This window comes from Longibaculum muris (assembly GCF_004343035.1).
In the GTDB taxonomy this organism is placed as follows: Bacteria; Bacillota_I; Bacilli_A; order Erysipelotrichales; family Coprobacillaceae; genus Longibaculum; species Longibaculum muris.
The window spans coordinates 24,638-50,413 of record NZ_SMCQ01000011.1; the positions used below are offsets into that span (position 1 = coordinate 24,638).

The following is a 25,776-nucleotide window of genomic DNA, read 5'->3' on the forward strand; positions in this document are numbered from 1 at the left end:
TATTTATCTCTTTTTATTTTATCATATTATGAATCATTCGTGCATATTGATTGTTATTTTGTTAAAAATTTTTATAATAGAATTAAGAAGGTGATTTCATGAAAAGATTAGAAGATGTTGATGTAGAAGTTAGCAATGGAGAAATGGATGATCAGGAGATTCTTGCTTATATTCATTATTTAAAAGACAAATTTAAAAATGAAACATTATCTTCATTAAAGCTGAACATTGATGGTGATTATGTTGATATGCATTATCACCTTATTCCCACTCCTTTTGAAAGGATTCGTCGTATTACTGGTTATTTAGTTGGAACTTTAGACCGTTTTAATGATGCCAAAAGAGCTGAAGAAAGAGATCGTGTCAAACATGCAGTCAAATAAAAAAAGTCGTATGACTTTTTTTATTTGAGATAATGATATTCATGTTCCCATGGATGGTTAATGAAAAACTCAGCAGAGGCTTTGGCTTTTGCTAAATCCATGTAAGTATAATTTCCACATTCTTCTTTTTTTGCGCCAGGAATAGCTTGTTGCCATGTTGCGATTTGTTGGAAAACATCTTTAACAAGATGATGAATTGTTTTTAAATCTAAATCTTTTGTAATTAAATAGAATCCTGTCATACATCCCATTGGTCCAAAATAAATCACTTTATCTTTATAAGGACCATTTCTAAGTAAAGTTGCTCCAATATGTTCAATGGTATGAGCAGCCTTTGGATCTAATGGTTCATCCACATTAGGCTCACACATACGAATATCAAAAGTCGTTAATTCACCATCTACTCTTGAAATATAAACTCCTTTTTTCAATTGTGTATGATCAACACTAAAGCTTGTAATTCTTTCCATTATTTTTCTCCTTCATTAAAAGTAAATTGAATGAATTTCATAATATCTTCTTCATCCTCTATAGCATATCTTACAACAGTCTTATCTAAATATGCAATAACAATATGATTCAAACGATAATAAGTCACATTTCCAACTTTGGCTTGTTTAAATTTTTGTAATGCTTGTTGATAAGAAAGTCGTGTCGGGAAAGAAAATTCAACTGGTTGTGATTGGGGTCGATCGAATTGTTCTTGGGTTCTATCAAGTTGTTCTGATTCAATAATCAAATATTGCATTAATCTTTCCTTAACGTGATCGTTTTTACAAAGATATTTTTCTTCAAAATAAGAATGATCTAAATCATTAATTGTATAATAAATCATAAAAGGATTAGTTTCTTTTGAAATTTCTTGATATTCTCCATATGAATAATATTCCTGAACCGGTAAAAGAGCATCCTGTTGTAAGTCTTTTAACCCTTGAGTAAGAAAAATACAGGCTACATATAAAAGAATACCTAATTGATAAGGCTTTTTAAAGTGTGAATGCATCACTTTGTAAATAAGCACTACCCCAACAAGAAAAGCCATAGCAAATACAAAATACATTCCTCTTAAATTAAAGAATGGTAAAATAAATCCAAGTCCAATTGTTAGAGAGAAGAATATTCTTTCTAAAATACAACATATTTGACGAATTTTTATATATTGACTTTGATGAGTTTCTTGAATCTTATCTAAAAGAACAGAACTTCCTCCTACACATAAACAAGTTACTGAAAAAAGAAAAGCCATAATGATCAAAAAATAAGTTTGATAGTGAACATAAAAATCATGAATATTCCATTGTACAAGTGAACGATTCATATTAACTGTAAACATTCCAATAACAAACAATGTAAAAACACTCACTTGTAAAGGTATTCCATAATGATCAAGTAATAATAAACGATGAGTTCGCTCATCAGTATGCAAATCAACAGCATTCTCATCTCTATGACGATAAATATGCAAATTTCTTGTCTTTCCTAAATATTCATATCCTAACGCTTTGATTGTCTCTAAATATTCTTCACTAGGTGTTTGATAATCAAATTGATATTTATAAATATGATCATCTCTTTCAAACTTATAAAAGAAATAACCCACTTCTTTTAAACTATAGCCTTTTAATGACATCTGCCTAAATTCTTCTAACAAATCATCTTCATAAACATAATAATTAGAAACAAACTTATATTTATACTTCATACTTCACTCCTCCTCATATCTTTTATAAAACAACTAAAAAAATCACAACATAAATGAATAAACTCAATAAAATAATATCCTTTATTTGACTTAATAAAGTCCTCTTTAATAATTTATTTGAAAAATAATAATACCCTATTGAAATCATAAAAAACAAACTTAAAAACATAATAATCTGAAACGATAAACGCCATACATAAAACGAAGCATACAATAAAACCATCACAAAAATAGGTTTTATAAACCGTGTCATTATAGTCATTATTTGATATGATTTCAAAAGAAACTTTGATTTATGATTCATATAAATACGCATAAAAGATATAGCTATAGCCTCAATAACAAATCCTAAACTTAAACATAAATATGCCCCTTTAATCAATTCATCAATATTTCCACTCATACCATAAAATTTTAATGCAAAATACAATCCAAAAATCAAATTCATAACAATATCTGACTGACTATATTTTTCTAAAATAACCTTACGATGAAGATTTTCATCTGTATGCAAATCTAATGCATTGATATTTTCACTCACAAAAACATTCCCGCCAATACCATGTGCTCCAACATACTCATATCCTGCTTCTTTTAAAACAGATAAATATTCTTCATTTAATTCATTATAATCCATTTGATATTTACAAGGCTGAAAACACTTTTCAAACTTAAATAAGAAATATCCAATCGACTTTAACTTCCAACCTCGCTTTGACATCATATCTAAATACTCTATAAATTAATCTTCTAATACAACATTTTCACCTGCCAAAGTATATTTATATTTCATGACTCACATCCTCCAATAAACGAATTTGTTGGAGCATTCTTTCTTTTTCCAATAAAAGTTTTTCTTTCCCTTTTTTAGTAATAACATATGTTTTCTTTTGTTTAGAAATATCTTCTAACTCAATATATCCTTCTTTTTCAAAACGTGGCAGCAAGGTATAAAGTGTTCCAGCACCTATTTGAATTTCATTATTTGTTATAGTTGCAACCTCCTGCATAATTTCATAACCATGCCTTGGCTGATATAATGATAGAAGAATATAAAACATTTGTGGTGTTAGAGTTTCAAATTCCTTTCTTGCCATAAAATCACCTCATTATATTGATATTCGATATATCTAATATCAATATAACATATTTCATTTTATTGTCAATAAACTTCTTCAAATGAAGATTATAAAATTTTCAACAAATTTCAAAAAAACTCTTTACAAAAGTTATCAAATCTTATATAATCTATCTTGCCTAATTGAGTTGGGTCAATATGGCGGTTGTGGCGAAGTGGTTAACGCACCGGATTGTGGCTCCGGCATTCGTGAGTTCGATTCTCATCAACCGCCCCATATAAGTTATTAACTCCTAGAAATAGGAGTTTTTATTATATCAAAATATATATCCACCGAAAATCCACCAATTTTTTTATTTTATAAGTTTACCTAACTCTCAACCTAATTTGATACCATCTTCAAAAGCATTGATAATGGTAAAATTTTCAATATCGATCCATGAATTGGTAATATCATCAATCATACTGAAAAGTATAAATATCAGACAAATATAAATAATCTAATACAGTTATTAAAAGTTAATCCTGCAAAATTGTTAAATATGAAAGGTGGGATGTCTATATCAAGAAACCAACAACACTCAAATATAGAGTTGATGACAGACGAAATCCAGTTATCAAAAAACTAAAAAAGACTTTTTAAGAAAGGCCAGTTAAAGTAGTATAGACATCTCTTTCTAAGAAAATTATAACTTAAAAAATCAAAAAAGCATTAAAAATGATAAGTATCATTTTTTGGTTAAAAAAGAAAAAAGAGGGAATTTTGAATTTAATCAAATATTCTCTCCATTGTAATGTCATTAAATTGACGACATTGGTTTCAGCTATGAAACCTTTATTATACAAATAATTAAATAACCTATATCTTATTTACATCTTACAAGTATCAATTCTTCATGAATCGCTTATCACTATATAATAAATAGCTTAAGCATAGAAAATCTAAGTAATTAAAATTATTCTTAATTTTTTAATATATAGATTAAATATATATTGTTGACATATATATTTAACGATGATAACATTTAGATATAAATAATTAAGCGATTACATAGAAGGAGGTTTGCATGATGAAAATACGATTTAAAGTATTATTGATTATCGTAGAAATTCTACTATTTTTATCTTTTTTTCTTACTTGGTTTAGTGATGGAGATTTAATAACTTTAAGAGGTGTGGATCTCCATATATTTATTGTTTGGTTGTTTTTCTTTTATATTGGTACATGGTTTTCTGTATTTTCTTTATCGAAGAAATTTCATATAATATCTTTGATTGCATCTATCTGTGTTTTCTTACTAGAGATATATAAATTCTTTACTTGGCACTATTTAACTATAACAGGATATATTAGTCTAACATTTTCTCTGGATATGACATCTTTTGGATTCTATTTATCTTTATTTATTTGTTTTTCGAACATTATATTGAAAATCATATGGATGAAACTATGCATTAAATCAATACATAAAAATGAAAAAGAGATTATTATAAAATAAATTTTTACTGTTGATTATAGAATGAATCAACAGTATTTTTAAGTAAAAAATATATTTCAATATCTTGGTATTTCTCATTAAAATAAGATAAAAAATCATTATTTAGTTAATTTATATAACTATTACTTTATTGGTCATGAGGTATATGATGAAAATTCTATTGTGTTTTTATGATCAATTAGGTGTAATTTTATGCTTCTTCTTAAGTTATTATCACATTCCTGATACATGTAACGAATCAAGGTAAATTTTGAGTGTCAAAAAAATTAATATATAGAGAAACTAAATATCCATATTGAATTAGAAAGTGATATTTGTTAGAATTTTACAAAAGAGGTGTCATCATGTCTAAAAAAAATAATTTCTTTCGGTTAGAGATGTTGTATTTAAAAATTCTAGATGAAAAAGATTGTTACGGTTATGAGATTACACATACCCTAAAAGAAAGAACGCATGGAAAAATTAATGTTAAAGAAGGGACCATGTATCCTATTCTTTACAAATTTGAGGAAATTGGATTTATAACAAGCAAAAAAAAGTTGGTTGGTAAAAAAATGACAAGAGTTTATTATCATTTGGAACCCTCTGGAAAAGAATACCTTGATAAAATTTATAGTGAATATAAAGACATGGTTAATGTAATTAGTGATTTAATGGAGGGAGAATATGAATAAAGATATAAAACGTTACTTTAAAGAATGCCAATATTTATTTGCATATTGTGGAAAAAAAGAAAGAAAATATCTTAATAAGTTAAAAGATAATATCGATGATGGAAGTCATGAATTAAACTATGATGAAATCGTTGAAAGATTGGGTTCACCACAAGAAGTCATTATGAATTATTATAATCAAGAAGATATTTATGAATTAATTAAGAAAGCAAAGTTTGTTAGAACATTAAGAACCATTTTTATATTATTTTTGATTATATGTACATTATTCTTTTCATTTAGAGCTTATATATATCAAAAGACATATGAGGAAGTCAAAGATAGTAATAATAGTTATTTTGAAGAATCAATTGAAATCATAGAATAAAAAGAGAAAAGATTTTTTTAAAAAATTATTGTATTATTAATGAGTATAACTGCAATGATGTCTATTTCAAATGTAAATGTGTTAGATAATATCAATTTGTATACTTATATAGAAGAACAATTTCATGATGGAAGTTATATTGAAGTAACGATTGAATAAAATAATGCAAAATCTTCAAAAAGTGGTACAACTGCATTAGCTAGTGTTACTGCCAAACAATATCATCAAGATTGAAATGTTCTAAAAACAATAAATCGAGCAGTCAAATTAGCATGTACTGCTTCAGGGAAACTTTCTTAAAAGTAAAGTTATAAAAATTCCCACCAAAATAACACCAAAAATGATAAAAAAGTATGTCTTAGTATATAAATTTATACAAAGATATACTTTTAAAATGACTTAAATACAGTGTTTTTTATCATCTTTTATGCATTGACATGATCTCATCAACCACTCCATATAAGAGATTAACTCTTTAATATATGAGATATAATCTTCATTTTTAACTTATACCAAAATTATAATTAAGAATACTATTTGAATATTTTATTAAGACAATTTACCAGATGAACTACAAGTTAATTTTAAAGTTCTATCAACAGTATTAGTGCAGATACCTAAAAATGTATATTGCTTTGCCATTTGAATCTTTAAAAGCACTAGTCTTACTTTTGCTCGTTGTAGTGGCTCTAGTAATTAGACAATCTTATTCAACGGTTATTTCAATATATGATTCATCTTCAAAAACTTCTTCTATAAAAGTATTTTCTATTGATTTTGTTTCATAAGCAAATATGTAGTTAGTATTTAGAAAATAATAACTGTTCTCCTTAATTTTGTTCTATTGTAATTTCTTTAGTTATAATATTTTGTTCTTTAGCTTCTTCAATTGTTTTGTATTCCAAGTAACAAATTAAAGATAATGCATTAATCAAAATTACACCAATGCTAACAAAAAATGTTTACAATTTCTTAGATATTTCTTAATGACTTTATCCATTTAAATTTCCCTCCCACAACATAATATTGTTGATATTATAAATAGTTTCAAGATATTCTTCCCCTTTAGACTCAATATGATAATACACACGTGTTAATCTCTTACCAACCAAAACTTTTTGATCACTTATATATCCTTCATCTACTAATCTATATAAGATTGGATACAAAGTTCCTTCTTTAATTTGTATTTTATCATTTGAAAGTTTAGCAAGTAATTGAGTGATTTGATAACCATAACAATCTTGTTGTTTTATAATTTTTAACAATAACATTTCTAATTTAAAAAAATTATTTGATGGTCTAGACATACTTACCTCCCAAACTCATTAAATCAAATATAATATTAACTTCAATACATAGAGCAAAAAAGTAATTGTTGACACGTGTAATATGAATGATACAATAAAGATAAGATGTAAGCGCTATACAAAAGGAGTGAAGGAGGTTATAAAAATATTGAAGATTAAGGCGAAAAAACTATAAGTATAAAATTAATGCGTATTTTTTAGCAATAATAATTATGATAGTTTTATATCCAACCAGTATTTTTGCTACAGATTCTATTCAAAATAAGAAAAATAAGAGTTATCTGAAATTATTCATCTTACTGAGAGAGAGGTTTTAATAATTCAAGGTACAAATAATCCATTGTTTTGGTAATTTCAAAACTACAATCTAGCTTTCATAGACACTGTGAATTATGAAGCTGATATTCTGTCATCAATTTCTTCAATTGCTCAACTTGAAACACTTAGCAAAGACAATTGGAAAGTGTATTTTAAAAATTTATATTGTTTAGAAAACGATAAAAATACAAACAAAGATAATATGATCTTAAATCAATTTTTTACAGTTTGTGAAGATCACGAAATAAATAAAGAAGAAAAACAACTGCAGGATATTACAATATTACTAATGTTCAACACACAAGTAATTATTGTGAAAAAGTAAGCAGTACTAAAAATAACTGAGAAAGGTTAAGTGGTTTATATGTCATACTTTAATGAAAATAAATTTTTAGGAAATGTATTTTGTAGACTTTTATTAATTATTGTTATGTCTTTTTGTTTGATTGCATGTCATTCAAAACCTAATGTAGGCAATGTTAACAAACAAATTGGAAAGTCAAATGTGTATACAAAAGAAGAAATTAAAAACGCTATAGATGTTATTGTTAAACAATTTGAATCTACAGATTTTAATAATTGTACCTTGACTGATCTTTGGTATGATGAGGATGCTGCTATAAAACAGCAAACGGAATGGGCTAAAGAATATAAAGTTGAAAATGTTATCGTTATTTTTTCTAATTTTAAAACAGGTAGTCTTTCAAGCGAGAGTCCTTTAACTTCTCATACTACATATAATAATTATAATTGGATACTTGTTAAAAAGGGAAATAACTGGGAAATTAGAGATCAGGGTTATTAAATGGAAAGGAAAAGGTATATAAATTCAAAAATAAATACATATCATATACCAAAATAAGCATATGAAAAAAATATTCTTTTTCTTCATTATCTTAAGTAGTATTTTAATGTTTTATTCATTTATAGATATTTATAAAGAACAGGATATTCAAGATGTCATTGAAAATTTTGAAATCATGGCAGATAAACCATTGCAATCTATTACTTTTACATCAAATATCTATAAACATAATCAACAGTTTATTTACGATTTAAAACAATTAGCTGATGAAGATCATATAACAATAGTTAAACAAAGTATAGATATTAAAAATAATTGCTATATTAATCATATTTATACTCACGAGGATTTATCTACAATCACAAATCTTGCGATTAAAGATAAAATAGATTTTTCTTCATTAAATACGAAAAATTTTTATTCTAATTATCAAAAAAATCAATCAGAACTTTTTATTTTAAATCATGATATTTTAGTAGATATTAAACCATTTTCATATTTAATTAATAATAGATATTGCATTGGTACTTATGATTTTTATGCTTCTACCAAAAAAGATTTATCTCATTTCATTGATTCACTTAACCAAAAATATTCATCATATATTGAACAATTTAATGATTTTGAAAAAGAACCACATGCATCTTATTTTTTGAATCCAGAAATGAAAATTTTAATCTTATTTTCATTTATTTTATTTGCCACGTTTTTAGCTATTTGGATTTCCAAGAATAGTTATAAAAATACCGTTTATTATCTTCATGGTTATTCTACTTTAGAAATGTATTTTGAATTATATGGAATAACATTTGTTCAAGGAATAGGAATTTCTATTTTATCTTTAGTTATTTTATTTTTAATAAGAATTCAACAGATTAATGTAAGAACAATACCTTTTATTATTGATTGTTTAAAATATCTAGGTATTCAATGGTTAGGCATTTTTAGTATTTTCTTTATTTATATTTTTATTCAAAAATGTCAACATAGTGCAATTTTATTAAAAAAGAAAAATATAAATAAAATTCTTTTACGAGGTCACTTCTTTATTAAATTGTTAAGTCTTATTATATTACTACCTCCTCTAACAAGTCATTGTCTTGCAATTGAAAATAATATAAATACTCATCGATATATGAAAGAACAATTTAATGGCATAGAAAATTATCAACATATCTATAGTATGAAATTTGAGTACCAGGATTCTCAATATCTTGAATCATATGATGGAAAAACAAATAAAGTTACTAAAATATATCAGGATGCTTATGATCTTCTTGAAAAGAATAAAGCCATATATTATACGAAAGAACCTCTATACTATACTTCGGGAACACTCATAAGAACAAACGCTAACTATCTTTCATTGTGTCCACTTATAGATCCATTAGGTCATCAAATAACTATGCAAATAGATAATCAAAAGAAATATCTCTTTGTACCAGAAGATATATATAATACTATTCACGAAGAAGATTTCTTAATAAGCCCAAATGATTCAATTGAGAAAATTGCCATTGCATCAAATCAAAAATATATTAAATATTTGGATGGACAGTATAATCAAGAAACTATTCATCAACCCACTTGTATTTTTATTGATTCCAAACAAAGTAATCGCAAACCTTATGGAGGTCTTTATATTCCTCTTAGTGAAAATAAAATAAACGATTTATTAAAAAACACTCCTTTTGAAAATACATTATTAATGAAAAGTTTAGAAGATACACTTAAACAAGAAACAATGCTTTTACCTTCACTTATTAAAAATGATTTAGAAATAGCAATGTGTTTCTTTATTTTCTTAGGTGGTTTAGTTTTTGAATATTTTTATTTATACTACAATATCTATCGTAAAGATTTTGCAATTAAGAAAATGCATGGATACTCTTTTATTGAATTAACCTATCCTATCTTTGTTGAAAGTATATCCGTTTATGCACTGAGTTTCTTATATTTTATTATTCAACAATATCAACCATTGACTTTCTTATTCATACTACTATTCATTGATATGATTATTCATCTTTTGATTTATGGATATCTATATCATCGAAAAATATCTACTCTACTTTGGGAGGAATAACTCATGAACGAAATATGTATAAAGAATTTAGATAAGGTTTATTCACAAAAAATAGTTTTTAAAGATTTTCATTATACTTTTAAAGCCGGTAAGATTTATGCCATTATTGGCGAAAGTGGAAGTGGTAAGTCAACGTTATTAAATATGATTGGTTTATTAGACGATCCAACTCATGGTAGTATTTGTTATGATCATGTAAATATTAATTCTCATCATAAAAAGACCTTATGGTATTTAAGAAATAAAATTAATTATTTATTTCAAAACTATGCATTAATTGAAACTGATACTGTTTTAAATAATCTAAAAATTGCTTTAAAACATGTTCGTTCTTCACATAAAGAACAGCTTATCAAAGATAGTCTTAAGAAAGTTGGCTTAGAAGGTTATGAAAAAGAAAAGGTTTATTGTCTTTCAGGTGGCCAACAACAAAGAGTTGCTCTAGCAAGATTGTATTTAAAGCCTGCTGATGTCATTTTAGCTGATGAGCCAACAGGAAACCTTGATGAAAAGAATAAAAAATTAGTGCTTGAAGCATTAAAAGAATTTGCTGAGGAAGGGAAAATTGTGATTGTGGCGACACATGATTTATCAATTGTTCATCAATGTGATGAAGTCATTGAATTAACATGATACACAGATTAAGTGGTTGTTACAACAATCACTTTTTTTATATTCATACATATATTATATTGGTGAAATATATGATAACTATAAGTGTATGTATGATTGTTAAAAATGAAGAAGATGTTTTAGGGAGAGCATTAAAATCTGTGCAAGGTATTGCTGATGAAATTATTATTGTTGATACAGGTTCTACTGATTCTACTAAAGAAATAGCTTCTTCTTATACAAACAAGATTTATGATTTTGAATGGTGTGATGATTTTTCTAAAGCTAGAAATTATTCTTTTTCCAAAGCTACTAAAGATTATTGTATGTGGTTAGATGCTGATGATGTGATTTTAGAAGAAGATCAAAAAGAGTTTATGAAACTTAAAGAAACTCTTTCTTTAGATACTTCTGTTGTTATGATGCGTTATAATACTCATTTTGACAATAATGGGAAACCAATTTTTACTTATTATCGTGAAAGATTGTTGAAAAGAAAAGATCAATTTTATTGGGAAGGATTTGTTCATGAAGTTATTAGTCCTAGAGGAAAAGTGATTTATAGTGATATTGCCATTACCCACAAAAAGTTAAAAGCTGCAAATCCTCATCGTAATTTAATGATTTTTAAAAACAAATTAAAAGATGGTGTTATTTTTTCTCCAAGAGAAATGTTCTATTATGCTAGAGAACTCTATTATCATGAATATTATGATGAAGCCATTAGTGAATTTAAAAGATTTTTAAATACTCATCAGGGTTGGCGAGAAAATAATATTTCTGCCTGTCAATTTTTAGGTTATTGTTATTATCAAAAAAATGATATGCAGCAAGCTGTTAGCTGGTTATTAAATAGTCTTTGCTATGATGTTCCTCGTGCTGAAGTATGCTGTGATTTAGGTCAATATTTTTATGAATTAAAATGTTATGAACAGGCTATTTTCTGGTATGCTACTGCTTTATCATGTCAAAGAAATGATGAATCAGGTGCCTTTATTTCTCCTGATTGTTATGATTATATTCCCTATATGCAATTATGTTTATGTTATGATGCCATCAAAGATTATAAAACTGCTAAATTTTATAATGATATGGCTGGTCAATGTAAGCCAAATGATCCATCTTATTTACACAACAAACATTATTTTGAAAAAATCAATGAAAAATAAGGCTATTTCTATAAGCCTTTTTTTCATATAAGCATAATTTGAATTATATCAACAAAAGGAGGTGAATCTATGAATAACACGTTTGATAATATGTTCGATGATTTTAATCACAATGTATGTAATTATCAAAATTTATGTAATAATCCATGTGATTATTGTTCAGATTCTCAATGCTGTCAACCAATAACAATTAATTGTGAGACCGGCCCTACTGGTCCCACTGGAGCAACTGGGGTAACAGGTCCTACTGGAGCCACGGGTACGACAGGTGCTAATGGTATCACTGGTCCAACCGGAGCTACTGGTCCTACTGGTGCAACTGGTCCAACAGGTATTAGTATTACAGGAGCAACGGGAGTCATTGGTCCTACTGGTCCAACCGGAGCCACTGGACCTACTGGAGTAACAGGTGCGACAGGTATTGGCATCACCGGTGCAACAGGTCCTACTGGAGCCACGGGTGCGACTGGCCCTACTGGGGCAACTGGTCCAACAGGTATTAGTATTACTGGGGCAACGGGAGTCATTGGTCCTACTGGTCCAACCGGAGCCACTGGACCTACCGGGGCAACCGGGGCGACTGGCATTAGCATTACAGGGGCAACGGGTGCGACGGGAGCTACCGGTCCTACTGGAGCGACTGGTATCAGTATTACTGGTGCAACTGGTCCTACTGGAGCAACGGGTGCGACTGGACCTACTGGCCCTACCGGAGCGACTGGGGCAACTGGCGCAACAGGTCCTACAAGTATTAGTACTAGTTGTGCTTGTGTGCAACAAATGCGTAATGTTTTACAACAGTTAATTCAACTTTATCCAAATGATAGTGTAGTTATTGCAATGGAAAGTGGAAATAATGCAAGTGGACGTTTAGATTCTTTATTACCTGGACCTGATTCAAATCCAGAAGCTGGTTTATTGCAATTAACAAATACTCAAGGTGTTCCTCAAGAAGCTATTTCTATTTGTCACATTGCTTCAATAAGAATAACAAGTGCAGCCTATAACAATGGCATTGTCTATTTACCTGCACCTACTCCTACACCTGATACTTGTGAAGCCAATTGTGAAGCTGCAATCCGTAGTTATCTTCCTGTTGGAACAACAAATGTTAGTATTAATGCTGGTGGACAGACAGTTGGACAAGGAACTGTTTTAAGAGATGAGTATGGTATTGTTGTTTTAGCTAATGGTAATAACAGTAATCCAACTTTTATTTCTACTTGTAAAGCTGAAATTATTACTCGATAACTTTCTAAAGAACTATAACCTATTGATTATAGTTCTTTTTTAGAAACAAAGGAGGTGAAATTATGGAGCAAGAGCATCTTTGTCAATGTTGTCGTCCTATCAATATTAATTGTCTTTCTGGTATAACAGGTCCTACAGGTCCAACTGGTCCTAGTGGTGGTCTAGCTAATCAATCATTTGCAAGTTTTGCTAATTACGCAACAATTTTCACAAATAATGCACCTATGAATCTTTATCAAGATGTTGCTGATATAACCGGAAATATTACCCCATTAAATACAACAACTATTCAATTACAACCAGGCTTTTATCAAATTCAATACTCTGTTAGTGCCTTATTAACTAATCCAGGTTATATACAAATTACACCATCATACAATGGAGCATCGCATATTGAGTTTGGTATTTATGCCAATATCAATACAGCTCGTTCATCTGCATGGGGTAGTCAATCTATTATTATTGAAGTTCCAACAACAACCACATTCACATTAACATTCAGTTCTAATACAACGCACACTGAAGGACAACTCACTTTGACAATTTTAAAATTAGAGCGTTCCTAAAAATAATGTTTTATTCACAAGATAAGGGTTAATCCCATAGTCTCATTTTTTCTATTCACATATATTATGATAAAGGAGGTGAAACTATGAATAACTCATATTACAATCATGGTCAAAATATGAATACAGTGCAATGTCAACCACAAAATAATTGTACTTCTCGTACGTCATGTCAATGCACTTGGTGTCCAAAATGTCGTTGTTGTCCTCCAGTTACTGTTAATTGTGGAAGTTTGGTAACTGGTCCGACTGGTCCAACTGGTCCTCAAGGGATTCAAGGTATTCCTGGACAACCAGGAATGATGGGACCAATGGGTCCACAAGGAATCCAAGGAAATACAGGTATAACTGGTATGACTGGCGCAACTGGTCCAACCGGTCCAACCGGAGCTAATGGTATTCCTGGCCCTACTGGAGCCACTGGAAATACCGGTCCAACTGGAGCAACCGGAGCCACTGGAGCTACCGGAGCGACTGGTATTGGCATCACAGGTGCAACCGGAGCCACTGGTGCGACTGGTCCTACTGGTCCAGCTGGTAATGGTAGTTCTACAATCATTCCATTTGCATCTGGAACACCTGTCATTTTAACAACAACAACTGGCGGGGTAGCAGGTAGTGCAGCTTTTGTTGGATTTGGAAATTCAGCTTCTGGTTTATTTATTTCTGGAAATATTATTGATTTAACAAATCCTTGTGGAGCTCCATCAAATTTTGCTTTCATCATGCCTCGTGCTGGTACAATTACGGCTATTGATGTTTTCTTCTCAACAACAACACCTTTATCTCTTGTTGGTACTAATCTCACAATCAAAGCTCAATTATATGAATCTGCAGCATCTAATAATATTATGACAGCTATTCCAGGAACAGAAGTCACATTGACTCCAACTTTAACTGGTACACTCTTAACTGGCACAATAGCAAAAGGTTTATTAACAAATTTAAATATTCCATTCAATGCACAAACACGATTAATGCTTGTTTTAACAGCAACTGCATCTGGAGTAAGTTTAACTAACAATATTGTTGGATATGCAAGTGGTGGTGTTTCTGTTGAAGCAAATTAAAAAACCAGAAGAAATTCTGGTTTTTCCTTAATCTAAATCTTCTCCATTAGAAGCGATAACTTTCTTATACCAATAGAATGAATCTTTTCTTGAACGATGTAAATCTCCATGCCCTTGATCATCCATATCTACATAAATAAATCCATATTTTTTATCCATTTGTCCTGTCCCAGCAGAAACCAGATCAATACATCCCCAAGTTGTATAACCAAATAAGTTAACACCTTCTTCAACAGCTTCTTTCATAGCTTGAATATGACGACGATGATAATCAATTCTAGCTGGATCATGACAAATACCATCTTCATCTTCTTTTTCAATAAGACCTATACCATTTTCAACATCAAATAATGGAACTTGATATCGATCATTAATGATATGCAAGAAATGTTTAAAACCTAATGGATCAATTTGCCATCCCCAAGCATTAGCTTCAAGATATGGATTCTTAACTGTTCCTAATACATTTCCTCCTGTTATATCATTTTCATCTGTTGTATGTGTTGTCACAACACCTGAAGCATAATATGAGAAGCCTAAAAAATCTGCTTTTCCAGCTTTTAAAATAGCTTTATCTTCAACACTTATATTTAAATCAATATCCCATTCTTTCCATACTCTTTGAGCAAAAGATGGATATTCTCCTCTTACTTGAGTATCAGCACTATAACAGAAGAAATCTTGGAACTTTTTATATCTTGCAAATGCATCCTTAGGATCCGGTGTTAAAGGATATGCCATATTTCCACAAATCATTGCACCAACTTTCAAATTCGCATCCATTTCATGTGCAACAATTGTTGCTTTAGCTGCAGCAACTAATTGATGATGTAAATAAATAAGATTTCTTTGAGCAATATCTTTTGGTGTATCATCACCTGGCATAATGATATTAATTTCATTAAATGTCATCCATTTATTTACCAAATCTTTATACTCACTAAAACATACTCTCGCAAATTCAACAAACTCATCTATCATTTTACGATTTGTCCATCCACCATATTGTTCATTTAAAGAAACAGGCTCATCATATTTATATAAAGTAATGACAGGATCCATTCCATATTTACGACATTCTTCAAATACATTTCGATAAAAATCAACACCTTCTTGATTAATACCACCTTTTATACCATAAGGATAAATTCTTGCCCATGATATAGATGTATTAAATGTTGTATACCCCATTTCAGCCATTAAAGCTATATCTTCTTTATAATGATGATAAAAATCACTTGCAACATGATTTGTATAATGCAAATCATCAAACAATTGATATTTAGCTCCTTGTGGTAATACGCCAACTGCTTCCCAACGTTGATGAGCTCTTTGACCATTTTTATCTAAATACCAAATTTCTCTCATCCCTGTTGTACTACCTGCTGTACAATAATCTACTGCAACCGGTGATTTTCCTCCTTCATTCCATGCTCCTTCAATTTGAGCAGCACTGATTGAACCACCCCATAAAAAATTATTAGGAAATCCCATTATTCTTCCTCTCCTTCTTTTATATTTTTATCAGCAGCAAAAACAACACCCGCTGATTGTCTTGCCTTTGTTGCTATTTCCATAGCAATCAAACTCTTTTCCATCATTTCTTCAGCTCTTTGATAATCTTTTTGTTCAATAATTTTAACAAATTCTACAAATTCAAAATACATACGATGCTTCCCATTTTGTTCATTGTATTCCATTTCACTTTGATCATTTTTTAAAACTTTAAAACGTGAAGCATTATTAGCTGGTGTATCTAAAACAATACATCCTTGATCACCTTGTATACTTGTCATAATTGGTGCTTTACAATCTTTAGCTCCAATTAAAACCGCTTTAAACGTTCCATAATCTAAAGTTATTATTCCTGATGTATCAATGTTCTTTTCAATATTTGCTTGATATTGAACAGTTTTTGGAGCTCCAAATAAAGCGACTAATAAATGAATATTATAAATATTTAAATCCATTAATGCTCCACCTGATTTTGTATAATCAAAAGCAGGTAAGATATTTCCTTCTTTAAAAGCATTATAACGTGATGAATATTGTGAATAGTTTGCTGATACAATTTTAACTTGTCCAATTTCATTTAATAATTCTTTTATTTTAAGGACATTAGGTAAATATTGTGTAGAAATAGCTTCTAATAAAATAAGTTGTTTTTCTTTTGCTAGTTTAGCTAATTCTTTTAATTCTGCAACATGTGATGTAAATGGTTTTTCACAAATCACATGCTTTCCTTTTTCTAAAGCTTTTTTACACATTTCATAATGTAAATGATTAGGTGAAGCAATATACATCACTTCTACTTCATCATCTTCTAACAATTCATCATAACAACTATAATACTTCTTAATTCCTTGTTCTTCAGCCATTTTTTTCACTTTATCTAAAGAACGTGGGGTTGATGCAATTGCTTCTAATTCAATATTTTCGACTTCATGAATAAAACGAAATAAATCATTAACAATCATCCCAGCTCCAGCAATTCCAACTTTCATCTTATGCCTCCTTAGCAACTTTTGTTGCTTCTTCAATGATTTCTAGTACCTTAATGACTTCTTCATCTTTGACAATCTTTTCTCCACCATTAAAAATAACATCATATAAGTTATCATAAATAATACCATAATCTCCTATTTCAGTAGGAACTTTTTTAGTAATATCATTTCCTTCATCATCAATATAAGATAAAGTTCCCCATTTATCTTCAGGTAATGGTTCAAAACTAATTTCAATAGGTCCTGGTTTTGGTTTTAAAGCACTTTGATGTCCTAAAGCAGGCATTAAGAAACTTCCTTTTTTACCATGAATAATAAATCTTGGATAATCTAATTTTACATAATAACTTGTTTTAACAATTGCTTTCATCGAATCATAGAAAAAATCAATATCATAATAATCATCAGATACACCTGGATTATCAATACTTCGACAATCATATACTATTTTCTTTGGTTTACCAAACTGACCGATTATTTGATCAATCGGATGAACAGCTAATCCATATAAGATTCCAAAACCTTTTCGTGATGCAATACTTGGACGATAATAATCATAATGAGATTCAAATTCAACAATATCACCTAAAACCCCTGATTCAATGACTTTACGAACAGTACGCATATCAGCATCATAACGTCTATTTTGATTAGCCATTGCTACTAAACCTTTTTCTTTTGCTAAATCAAAAACTTCTTTAGCTTCTTTTGCAGTCATAGCAAATGGTTTTTCACACAATACATTTTTACCATGTTCTAAAGCTTGTTTTGTATAAGAGACATGGAATTGATCAGGGGTATTCACAACAATTAAATTCACTTCTTCATCATTCATGACTTGATTGATATCAGTGGTGAATGTGATATCTGGATACCATGTTTCTCTTTCTTCATCACCAACTCTATCTTCTTCTCGACGATAGATATATTTGACTTTAATTGTGTCTTTTCTTCTTTCAACATATGGTAAATGGTAACGACACACACTATTACCAAATCCAATATAAGCAACTACTAACATTTCTAATTCCTCCTTTGATAACTCTATTTTATATAAAAGAGAATAGAGTTTATATAAAGATGAAGGAGTTTGTAATTTGATTTCATAGATTACAGTTGAAACTGAAATTCGATTTCATTTTCTCTATTTTCTATAATTGAAATTTAATTTCATAAAGATATTATTTTTGATAGAATAGGATTAAGGAAGTGATAAAATGATAAAAACATTATTTGAAACAACACCATTAACCGCTCAAGAAAAAGTCATTGTTCAATATATTCAAGACCACCCTGATTGTCTATTAGAACATAATGCTAAAGAACTTGCACAACTAACCTATGTAAGTTCTCCAACAATTATTCGTTTTGTTAAAAAACTAGGATTTCAAGGATATCATGATTTTCAATTAACTTATGTTCAAGAATATATGTTACATCAAAAAAATATTTCTTCACGTCTTAATCAAGAGAGTTCAATTAATGATGTGATAGAAATATTACCACAAATATATCAACAGGTTTTTCATGAAACAAAAAATATGATGCAAAAAGCATCATTTGTAAGAACGATTAATTATATGTTACAGGCTAAACAAATTGATTTTTATGCAAATGATAATAATTATTCTGAAGTTCAATCTGCTTGTTTAAAATTAAATGCTTTGGGTATTCGTGCACAAGCTTTTAATACTTTAAGTCAACATTATGTTGATACTTTTCAATCCCAGGATGTTTTATCTTTTGTTGTTAGTCACTCAGGGAAAAATCAAACTATGGTAGATGCTGCTTATTATTTAAGAAAAAGACGTTCTCGTGTCATTGCGATTACTGGTGTTATCGATCCAACCCTTTCATTAATTTGTAATGAAAGTTTATATATTGATGCATCACTTCATCATTTACCTAGCAGTATTATGTTATATGGTTTATCTATTCACTATGTTTTAGATACTCTTATAACAATTTTAATGATAAAAAAAGACAAATTAGAAAAAACATAGTTTAGACTCAAAATCAGGATTTCAATTCCTGATTTTTTTATATCGAAAACTTTTTATCATTCTCATCAAATTATCAGATATGTCTCATAAAAACATTGAATATATCTCATTTTTTTACATTTTCATAAGACAATAATGAGACAAAATTGAGACCCATACCCTTTTATCCTATGTTATAATAAGTGCGTTATCAGTTCCTCCCTTAAAAGGAGGTGAGGATTATGTTTATTGAAGCTTTGACTTCATTTATCGTCTCTATCGCAGCAGGGATTGTCTTATATTTTCTTTGCAAGTGGCTTGATAGTAGACATAACTGATAATAAGCAAAATGAAAAGTCAGGAGGTCACATCTCCTGACTTTTTCCTGTTGAGGACTATGTTCTCAGCAGTGACTTCATTTGCAAAGATATCATAGCATATTTTGGATTTTGAAACAAGAATAATATTTTCATTATTTACTTATAAATATTTTATAATCTCTTGTTTCTCTTTAAAATTATCATTAAACATCCTATAATAAATTTATAAACAACAAAGAAAAGAGGACAATTATGGAACCATCCTATATTTTACAGATTCACAGCGGATCATTTCAAAATGCTCATACTGACTTTAGACAAATCAAAAATAAAGTTGAAAATATTTTAACAAAGAAAAAAATTAAAGCTGTCATATTTGGTTGGCATTTAAATCAATCATTGAATCAATCTATTTTAGATTTTTTCCACAGCAAGAACATTGCTTGTTATTTCTGGTTACCTGTATTATCAGAAATAGATTTAATAAAAGAAAGCAAGACAATAACAAATTATACAGGGCAAAAAGGACAGAATGTTCAAGTCATTGAGGATGAAAGTTTTTCATTTTTATGCCCTACGGATTTAAGAAATTATAATCATGTTTGTGATTTATATCAAGAATACATTTCTAAATTAGATTTTGATGGTATCTTCTTAGATAAAATACGCTATCCATCTTTTGCGAATGGATATGAAGAAGGTTTTGGTTGTTTTTGTGAAAGTTGTGAAAATGAGTATAAGAAATATGGTATTGATTTAGATTATCTTAAAGATTTATTTATGAAACATGATGATAAGTTATTAGATGGTCAATATGATGAATATGGACGCTATATATTCAAAGATGCAACAGTTGATTTATTTTATCAAACAAGAGCACATATTATTACTGAATTTATAGGAAATCTTTGTGACTATTTCCATTCACAAGATTTAAAAGTTGGTTTAGATATATATGCTCCATTCTTTGCTTATCATTGTGGTCAAAATATTTATGAGTTATCTAAAAAAGCTGACTTTTTAAAACCAATGTTTTATCGTTTTACAACAGCTCCAGCAGGTATGCAATATGAATATGATGCCTATAAACAATATTTTAAAAATTCTTCATATTTTGATTTAGCTCCTATTTCTTTAACCTCTTTAGAAAAGCAATGTCATTTCTTAAAGAAAGCCAAATGTGATGTTTATCCTGGTATTGAAATCAATCCAATTGAACATATTTGTAGCACCAATAAAGAAAGATTTATTGAAAACAAAACTTTCTTCACAAAATACTTTGATAGTTTAGTCTGTTGCTGGAATTGTTTATTGATGAATAAAGATATTAAAGAAAGTTTATAAAATATCAATTTTAATATATTGATGAACAAACATAAATAAATTTTTATATAAAAAGTCAGGATTTCCCTGACTTTTTAATATTTTTCTCAAATTATAAATGACCATATTTTGCTTCATCTTCAGCAATGTTTCCTCTATGTTGAAGTGATTTTTCTGTATATTGCATAATTTCAAACTTATTCCCATCTGGATCATGAATCCACATCTGCCATGTTTCTGATTGTCCTTTATTTGGTTCTATATCAATCTCTACACCTGCTTTGACCAATTCTTCTCTTGCTTCAAATATATCATCAACCATCAAAGCAAAATGTGAATATCCTAATCTTGTATCCGGTTTTTCATGTTCTAATTGTCCATCACCTTTAGGAAAAAGTTCTAGATATTGACCCGGAGCTAATTCAATAAAAATATATGCAATATCATCGGGATTCGTTTCTGCACGTGCTGCCCATGCTCCTCTTTCTTTTTTTCCTTTATAAGCAGCATATCGCATAATGATTTTAGCTTTTAAACCTAATTTATTTTCATAGAAATCTCGCATTTTATCCATTTGATCAGTATAAAAAGAAAGATGCATAACTTCATTAAATTTCATGATTTTCCTCCTTAAATGTTTGTTTTATTTTTTCTATAAGCATTGCACAATCAATAGAATCTTTAAGACTCATACGTTGACTTTCATATTGATGATTTTTAAGACATTGATGAACTTCTTCTATTTCAGTATAAAAATCATCAAATATATAATCTTTATGAATGTGATAAGCTTCTTGATTATTTAATTCTATTGTTGCTTGTGTTGGACGATAGAAAGGCATACATGTTATTTTTCCTTTTGAACCATAGATAGTCATTAATGGTGAAAGATTCTCATCCATAGCTATTTCCAAATAACCAACTTGACCACTTGTAAAGGTAATTGTAATTTGATCATGACAATCAACACCTTGCATATATTGCACAGACGATTCAATTGATTGAACTGGACTATCAATATAATCAAGAATACTTGCAATATTATAGCTACCTACATCATTAAGAATCCCACCTTGTTCCTGATCAAATAAATATCTTGTTTGTGAAGCATTTGTTATGTCATAACAAAAACGGTTTTCAATTCTTAATATGTCACCAATAAGCCCTTCATCAAGTTGTTTTTTTAATTCTAAGACAAGTGGAATAAATCTTGTTTTCATTGCTTCCATAAAGAAAGTCTGATTTTCTTTTGCAAGTGATGCTAAGTCTTGCATTTGAATTGATGATAAAGTGGCTGGTTTTTCACACAGTACGGCTTTATGTTTTAAGATAGCCCGTCTCGCCCACTCATAATGTTCTTTATGCCATATGGCAATATAAACAGCGTCAACTTGTGGGTCATCTAATAATTGTTCATAATCATCATACGTCACAATTTCTGGATATAAAGCTTTCAATTCTGCTCTTTTAGTGGCAGTATGGGAAGCAACTGCATAAAGTTTCCCATTTTGGCTATAAGACAAGCCCTTTATAAATCTACGAGCAATATTGCCAGCGCCAATAATTCCCCAATGAATCATTTTACTCACCCTTTTCTTGAATTAATTTTTGATACCAATAAAATGAATCTTTCGGGATTCGTTTTAAGCTTCCAGTTCCATCATCTTGACGATCAACATAAATAAAACCATATCGTTTTGACATCATACCTTCACTTGTTGAAACAACATCCATTGCAGACCATGTTAAATAACCAATAATTTCAACTCCATCTTGTATAGCTAATTCCATTTGTTCAATATGCTTTTGTAAATATTCAATACGATAATCATCATGAATTTGTCCATTTTCAAGTGTATCATATGTTCCTAATCCATTTTCTACCACCATGATTGGAACTTCATAACGTTCATACATGTTGTTTAACATAATTCGAAAACCTTGAGGATCAATTGTCCAGCCAAATGCGGTTTTATCTAAACAAGGATTTGTTTGGACATCTTCATGGCTTGCTAGTGAACTTTTATAATATGAGACAGCAATAAAATCTAAAGTATTTTCTTTTAAAAATTGTAAATCTTCAGGTCGCATATCAATTTGATAATCCTGCATTTCTTTTAGAAAATAGTATGGGAATTTTCCTTTAACCATAACATCAGTATAACGATTATTACTTCTTTCATTTTGAATCATTAAAGCATAATCTATTGGTAAAGATGTCAATGGATAACAAGGTGTCCCGGCAACTTCACATCCGACTTTTAATGTTGAATCGATATCATGACATGTTTTAACCAATATAGCATTGGCTAATAATTTATAATAAGCACAAAGATGTAAAACCTGTTCACGATTGTCTGTTGGTTTTAAGATTGCTCCACCAACCATATATAAAGCATGATTCATCACATTGATTTCACAAAATGAAATCCAATATTTAACGCGATCATGATAACGATTGACAATGGTTTCAACATACTTTTGATACAAGTCAACAGTTTGACGATTAGAAAAACCATTATATTTTTCAACCACCCATAGAGGCATATCAAAATGGATTGTCGTAATAATAGGTTCTATTCCATATTTCAATAACTCATCAATCACATGATCATAAAACATTAAACCTTCTTCATTCACTTCCATCTTTTCATCTAAAAAGATACGTGACCAAAGAATAGAAAACCGTAATGCTTTTAATCCCATTTTAGCAAACAAAGCAATATCTTCTTGATAATTTTCATAAAATTCTACCCCAGCTTGAGAAGGATAAAAACCTTCAGGTCGATTTAAATATATCCCGGGTTGATCTAAATATTGAAAACGCGTTTCTCGCCCTTGTGGAATAATATCAACAACAGTTTCTTTACGACTAGAAAAGCCTCCCTCGCATTGTCCTCCACTGATTGAACTTCCCCATAAAAAATTCTTATTCATAGGCTTCATCAAGGATCTTCTTTGTTGAAGAACATCCAACTCCGGCTCTATCAATACCTAAATTGATTAAATCAATTAATCTTTCTTTACTGCGAACACAACCTGATGCTTTGACTTTAATCTTCCCCTGAGCTTCTTTCATAATCAAATCAATCACTTCTAAAGAAGCTCCAACATTATGTTCCCCTTTAAAATAACCTGTTGACGTTTTAATAAAATCAGCTTGACCTAAAATACAACAACGAACTGCTTGTTTGATTTCTTCTTGAGTCAAGGCATCAGTTTCTACAATGACCTTTAATCCAACATGATTTTGATGACATAATTGACTCATTTGCTTAATTTCATCAATGACATCATCATATTCTCCACCTTTAATTTTGCCATAATTTGCGACCATATCAATTTCAAAAATATCCCCTTGATCAATAATCGCTTGTGCTTGCGCTAACTTTGATGGTGTATGACTTGATCCAAAAGGAAAATCACATACGACACAAAGTAACGTATGTGATCCTTGAATACAATCCTTAGCAATTTCAATCGCATCAGGATTGACACAAACACTTTTGCATCCATAGTCTACACCAATCATAATATTGTCTTTTAATTGTGTGCGTGTAAAACTTGGATCTAAGACTGCATGATCCAAATAACCAGCCAACACTTCTTTAGAAAAGTCTTGTTTATTTGTCATTTGTCATACCTCATTTTTTATATTTTATTTGTATCATTTTTCCGATTAATCCAGGATAATCTCCTAAATCAACTTTTTCTTTATTATCATAATGAGCAATAAACCATTTGTTTTTCTTTTTTAAGATTCCTCCTCTTTTTAACAGCTTATCACCAGTTCCTCTTAACAATAAACAAATTGTTAAAAAACCTTCATCACTTACACATATTGGTGTGTAATGCAACGTTGTACTCCATAATTCTATAATTGTTCCTTGTGGGACATAAAAGATTTCACATAATGAAGAATCATATGTATCATCTAACATATCCCATAAATGTCCAACAACCAGAACATAATCAGTGACAGCGACAATTGTTTCGCTGCCCTGATGATATTCAATGCCATTTAAGACATCATTATGCCCAGCTACAACGCCAGCCATAACATCCATATATCCATAAACTTTCTGGCTTAATCTTTGAATAGAAGAATATTCTTCAATAACTTGAACGCTTGGTTCATAACAATTTCCAATTTTGGGAGGATGGACATTTGCTAATACATAAGCGATTGCATCTTGAACATCTTCTTTAATGATTTTTCCATAAGTTTTAAAGCTTTCATCTTGTACACTGTGAATCTGATATGCTTTATTCAATTCTTGGAGTTGTTTTAAACTCACTTATTTTTTTGTCTTTCTTCAATTTCTTTAAGCATATCAATTCTGACTTGATGTCTACCACCTTCATATTCACCGCTTAGCCAGGCATCAACAATCATCTTAGCTAATTCAATACCAACAACTCTAGCACCAAAAGCTAACATGTTTGTATTATTATGTTCTCTTGAAAGCTTCGCTGAATAAGGTTCACTACAAGTCACACAACGAATCCCATTGACTTTATTTGCAGCTAATGAAATTCCTACACCAGTCCCACAAATAACAATTCCTTTATCCACTTCACCACTGACAACTGCATTTGCAACTGCTTCACCAGCAATTGGATAATTAAAACGCTCAGTACTATCTGTTCCATAATTCAAAACTTCATAACCATATTTTTCTTCAATGTAACGTGTAATTTCTTTTTTATATTCTACTGCTACATGATCATTTCCAATTCCTATTTTCATTCTTATC

At 29.5% G+C, this 25,776-nt stretch carries 26 protein-coding genes and 1 tRNA gene; 13 read left to right on the forward strand and 14 right to left on the reverse strand.

Translation table 11 applies throughout. From position 1 onward, the window contains the following. Positions 1-98 precede the first annotated feature (98 nt). Positions 99-383 carry an anaerobic ribonucleoside-triphosphate reductase gene (gene nrdD, locus EDD60_RS08535; RefSeq protein WP_066449960.1) on the forward strand — a complete coding sequence of 95 codons (285 nt, stop codon included), beginning with the start codon at positions 99-101 and terminating at the stop codon, positions 381-383. A 20-nt stretch (positions 384-403) separates the two neighbouring features. Here the strand turns inward: nrdD and EDD60_RS08540 are convergent, their stop codons facing one another. Genes EDD60_RS08540 through EDD60_RS08555 form a run of 4 tightly spaced genes read right to left on the reverse strand, consistent with a single transcriptional unit; the run spans position 404 to position 3,182 of the window. Next, positions 404-853, reverse strand: a complete 450-nt coding sequence (locus EDD60_RS08540; protein ID WP_066449959.1) for an S-ribosylhomocysteine lyase — start codon at positions 851-853, stop codon at positions 404-406. Further along, the gene (locus tag EDD60_RS08545; RefSeq protein ID WP_066449956.1) at positions 853-2,085 is read right to left on the reverse strand and encodes a DUF2812 domain-containing protein; all 1,233 of its coding nucleotides are present in this window, start codon (positions 2,083-2,085) and stop codon (positions 853-855) included. Before EDD60_RS08545 ends, EDD60_RS08540 begins: the two co-directional genes overlap by 1 nt. 22 nt (positions 2,086-2,107) lie before the next feature. Beyond that, positions 2,108-2,809 (reverse strand): DUF2812 domain-containing protein, encoded by a 702-nt coding sequence (locus tag EDD60_RS08550; RefSeq protein WP_066449948.1) that lies wholly within the window; start codon positions 2,807-2,809, stop codon positions 2,108-2,110. Between the two features lie 58 nt (positions 2,810-2,867). Further along, positions 2,868-3,182, reverse strand: a complete 315-nt coding sequence (locus EDD60_RS08555; protein ID WP_066449945.1) for a PadR family transcriptional regulator — start codon at positions 3,180-3,182, stop codon at positions 2,868-2,870. A gap of 182 nt (positions 3,183-3,364) precedes the next feature. On the opposite strand from EDD60_RS08555, the gene EDD60_RS08560 reads away from it, so the two are divergent. The 3 genes from EDD60_RS08560 to EDD60_RS08570 all read left to right on the forward strand — a co-directional run bounded on the left by EDD60_RS08560 (position 3,365) and on the right by EDD60_RS08570 (position 5,703). After that, a tRNA-His gene (locus tag EDD60_RS08560) sits at positions 3,365-3,440 on the forward strand. Between the two features lie 1,566 nt (positions 3,441-5,006). After that, positions 5,007-5,336 carry a PadR family transcriptional regulator gene (locus tag EDD60_RS08565; protein WP_066449940.1) on the forward strand — a complete coding sequence of 110 codons (330 nt, stop codon included), beginning with the start codon at positions 5,007-5,009 and terminating at the stop codon, positions 5,334-5,336. Further along, entirely contained in the window at positions 5,329-5,703 is a 375-nt protein-coding gene (locus tag EDD60_RS08570) for a DUF6120 family protein (protein WP_066449937.1), read from the forward strand. The genes EDD60_RS08565 and EDD60_RS08570 overlap by 8 nt, the downstream gene beginning before the upstream one ends. Before the next feature lie 992 nt (positions 5,704-6,695). On the opposite strand, the gene EDD60_RS08575 is transcribed toward EDD60_RS08570, so the two are convergent. Then, the gene (locus EDD60_RS08575) at positions 6,696-7,013 is read right to left on the reverse strand and encodes a PadR family transcriptional regulator (protein WP_066449935.1); all 318 of its coding nucleotides are present in this window, start codon (positions 7,011-7,013) and stop codon (positions 6,696-6,698) included. A gap of 682 nt (positions 7,014-7,695) precedes the next feature. Between EDD60_RS08575 and EDD60_RS08585 the strand changes: the two genes are divergently transcribed. From EDD60_RS08585 to EDD60_RS08615, 7 genes are all read left to right on the forward strand, one after another. Further along, entirely contained in the window at positions 7,696-8,136 is a 441-nt protein-coding gene (locus EDD60_RS08585; protein ID WP_066449929.1) for a hypothetical protein, read from the forward strand. Positions 8,137-8,242: 106 nt separating this feature from the next. Then, entirely contained in the window at positions 8,243-10,222 is a 1,980-nt protein-coding gene (locus EDD60_RS08590) for a hypothetical protein (protein WP_066449927.1), read from the forward strand. 3 nt (positions 10,223-10,225) lie between these two features. Continuing rightward, positions 10,226-10,855, forward strand: a complete 630-nt coding sequence (locus EDD60_RS08595; RefSeq protein ID WP_066449924.1) for an ATP-binding cassette domain-containing protein — start codon at positions 10,226-10,228, stop codon at positions 10,853-10,855. A gap of 71 nt (positions 10,856-10,926) precedes the next feature. Then, entirely contained in the window at positions 10,927-12,003 is a 1,077-nt protein-coding gene (locus EDD60_RS08600; RefSeq protein ID WP_066449921.1) for a glycosyltransferase family 2 protein, read from the forward strand. Positions 12,004-12,072: 69 nt separating this feature from the next. Continuing rightward, positions 12,073-13,254 (forward strand): collagen-like domain-containing protein, encoded by a 1,182-nt coding sequence (locus EDD60_RS16585; RefSeq protein ID WP_276330911.1) that lies wholly within the window; start codon positions 12,073-12,075, stop codon positions 13,252-13,254. 62 nt (positions 13,255-13,316) lie between these two features. Beyond that, complete coding sequence (locus EDD60_RS08610) at positions 13,317-13,820, forward strand: hypothetical protein (RefSeq protein ID WP_066449918.1); 504 nt, start codon at positions 13,317-13,319, stop codon at positions 13,818-13,820. 86 nt (positions 13,821-13,906) lie between these two features. Continuing rightward, on the forward strand, positions 13,907-14,890 hold the full coding sequence (locus EDD60_RS08615) for an exosporium glycoprotein BclB-related protein (RefSeq protein ID WP_066449915.1): 984 nt from the start codon (positions 13,907-13,909) through the stop codon (positions 14,888-14,890). 27 nt (positions 14,891-14,917) lie between these two features. Here the strand turns inward: EDD60_RS08615 and EDD60_RS08620 are convergent, their stop codons facing one another. Genes EDD60_RS08620 through EDD60_RS08630 form a run of 3 tightly spaced genes read right to left on the reverse strand, consistent with a single transcriptional unit; the run spans position 14,918 to position 18,415 of the window. Beyond that, positions 14,918-16,384, reverse strand: coding sequence for a glycoside hydrolase family 1 protein (locus EDD60_RS08620; protein WP_132226366.1), 1,467 nt, complete (start codon positions 16,382-16,384; stop codon positions 14,918-14,920). Then, positions 16,384-17,394, reverse strand: coding sequence for a Gfo/Idh/MocA family protein (locus EDD60_RS08625; RefSeq protein WP_066449911.1), 1,011 nt, complete (start codon positions 17,392-17,394; stop codon positions 16,384-16,386). Before EDD60_RS08625 ends, EDD60_RS08620 begins: the two co-directional genes overlap by 1 nt. 1 nt (position 17,395) lies before the next feature. Then, a complete protein-coding gene (locus tag EDD60_RS08630) occupies positions 17,396-18,415 on the reverse strand; it encodes an oxidoreductase (RefSeq protein ID WP_066449908.1) in 1,020 nt (339 codons plus the stop codon). Positions 18,416-18,611: 196 nt separating this feature from the next. On the opposite strand from EDD60_RS08630, the gene EDD60_RS08635 reads away from it, so the two are divergent. Continuing rightward, positions 18,612-19,397, forward strand: a complete 786-nt coding sequence (locus tag EDD60_RS08635) for a MurR/RpiR family transcriptional regulator (RefSeq protein WP_066449905.1) — start codon at positions 18,612-18,614, stop codon at positions 19,395-19,397. 551 nt (positions 19,398-19,948) lie between these two features. Further along, the gene (locus EDD60_RS08640; protein ID WP_132226367.1) at positions 19,949-21,040 is read left to right on the forward strand and encodes a glycoside hydrolase family 10 protein; all 1,092 of its coding nucleotides are present in this window, start codon (positions 19,949-19,951) and stop codon (positions 21,038-21,040) included. Between the two features lie 91 nt (positions 21,041-21,131). Here the strand turns inward: EDD60_RS08640 and EDD60_RS08645 are convergent, their stop codons facing one another. Genes EDD60_RS08645 through rpiB form a run of 6 tightly spaced genes read right to left on the reverse strand, consistent with a single transcriptional unit; the run spans position 21,132 to position 25,769 of the window. Next, a complete protein-coding gene (locus EDD60_RS08645; protein WP_066449899.1) occupies positions 21,132-21,638 on the reverse strand; it encodes a VOC family protein in 507 nt (168 codons plus the stop codon). Further along, entirely contained in the window at positions 21,628-22,599 is a 972-nt protein-coding gene (locus EDD60_RS08650) for a Gfo/Idh/MocA family protein (RefSeq protein WP_132226374.1), read from the reverse strand. Before EDD60_RS08650 ends, EDD60_RS08645 begins: the two co-directional genes overlap by 11 nt. Position 22,600: 1 nt before the next feature. After that, entirely contained in the window at positions 22,601-23,956 is a 1,356-nt protein-coding gene (locus EDD60_RS08655; RefSeq protein WP_132226368.1) for a glycoside hydrolase family 1 protein, read from the reverse strand. Continuing rightward, positions 23,949-24,653: a deoxyribose-phosphate aldolase gene (gene deoC, locus EDD60_RS08660; protein ID WP_066449896.1), complete on the reverse strand. Its 705-nt coding sequence runs from the start codon at positions 24,651-24,653 to the stop codon at positions 23,949-23,951. The genes EDD60_RS08655 and deoC overlap by 8 nt, the downstream gene beginning before the upstream one ends. A gap of 10 nt (positions 24,654-24,663) precedes the next feature. Then, positions 24,664-25,317: a DUF4867 family protein gene (locus EDD60_RS08665; RefSeq protein ID WP_132226369.1), complete on the reverse strand. Its 654-nt coding sequence runs from the start codon at positions 25,315-25,317 to the stop codon at positions 24,664-24,666. Further along, on the reverse strand, positions 25,314-25,769 hold the full coding sequence (gene rpiB, locus EDD60_RS08670; RefSeq protein WP_066449890.1) for a ribose 5-phosphate isomerase B: 456 nt from the start codon (positions 25,767-25,769) through the stop codon (positions 25,314-25,316). Before rpiB ends, EDD60_RS08665 begins: the two co-directional genes overlap by 4 nt. Positions 25,770-25,776 lie beyond the last annotated feature (7 nt).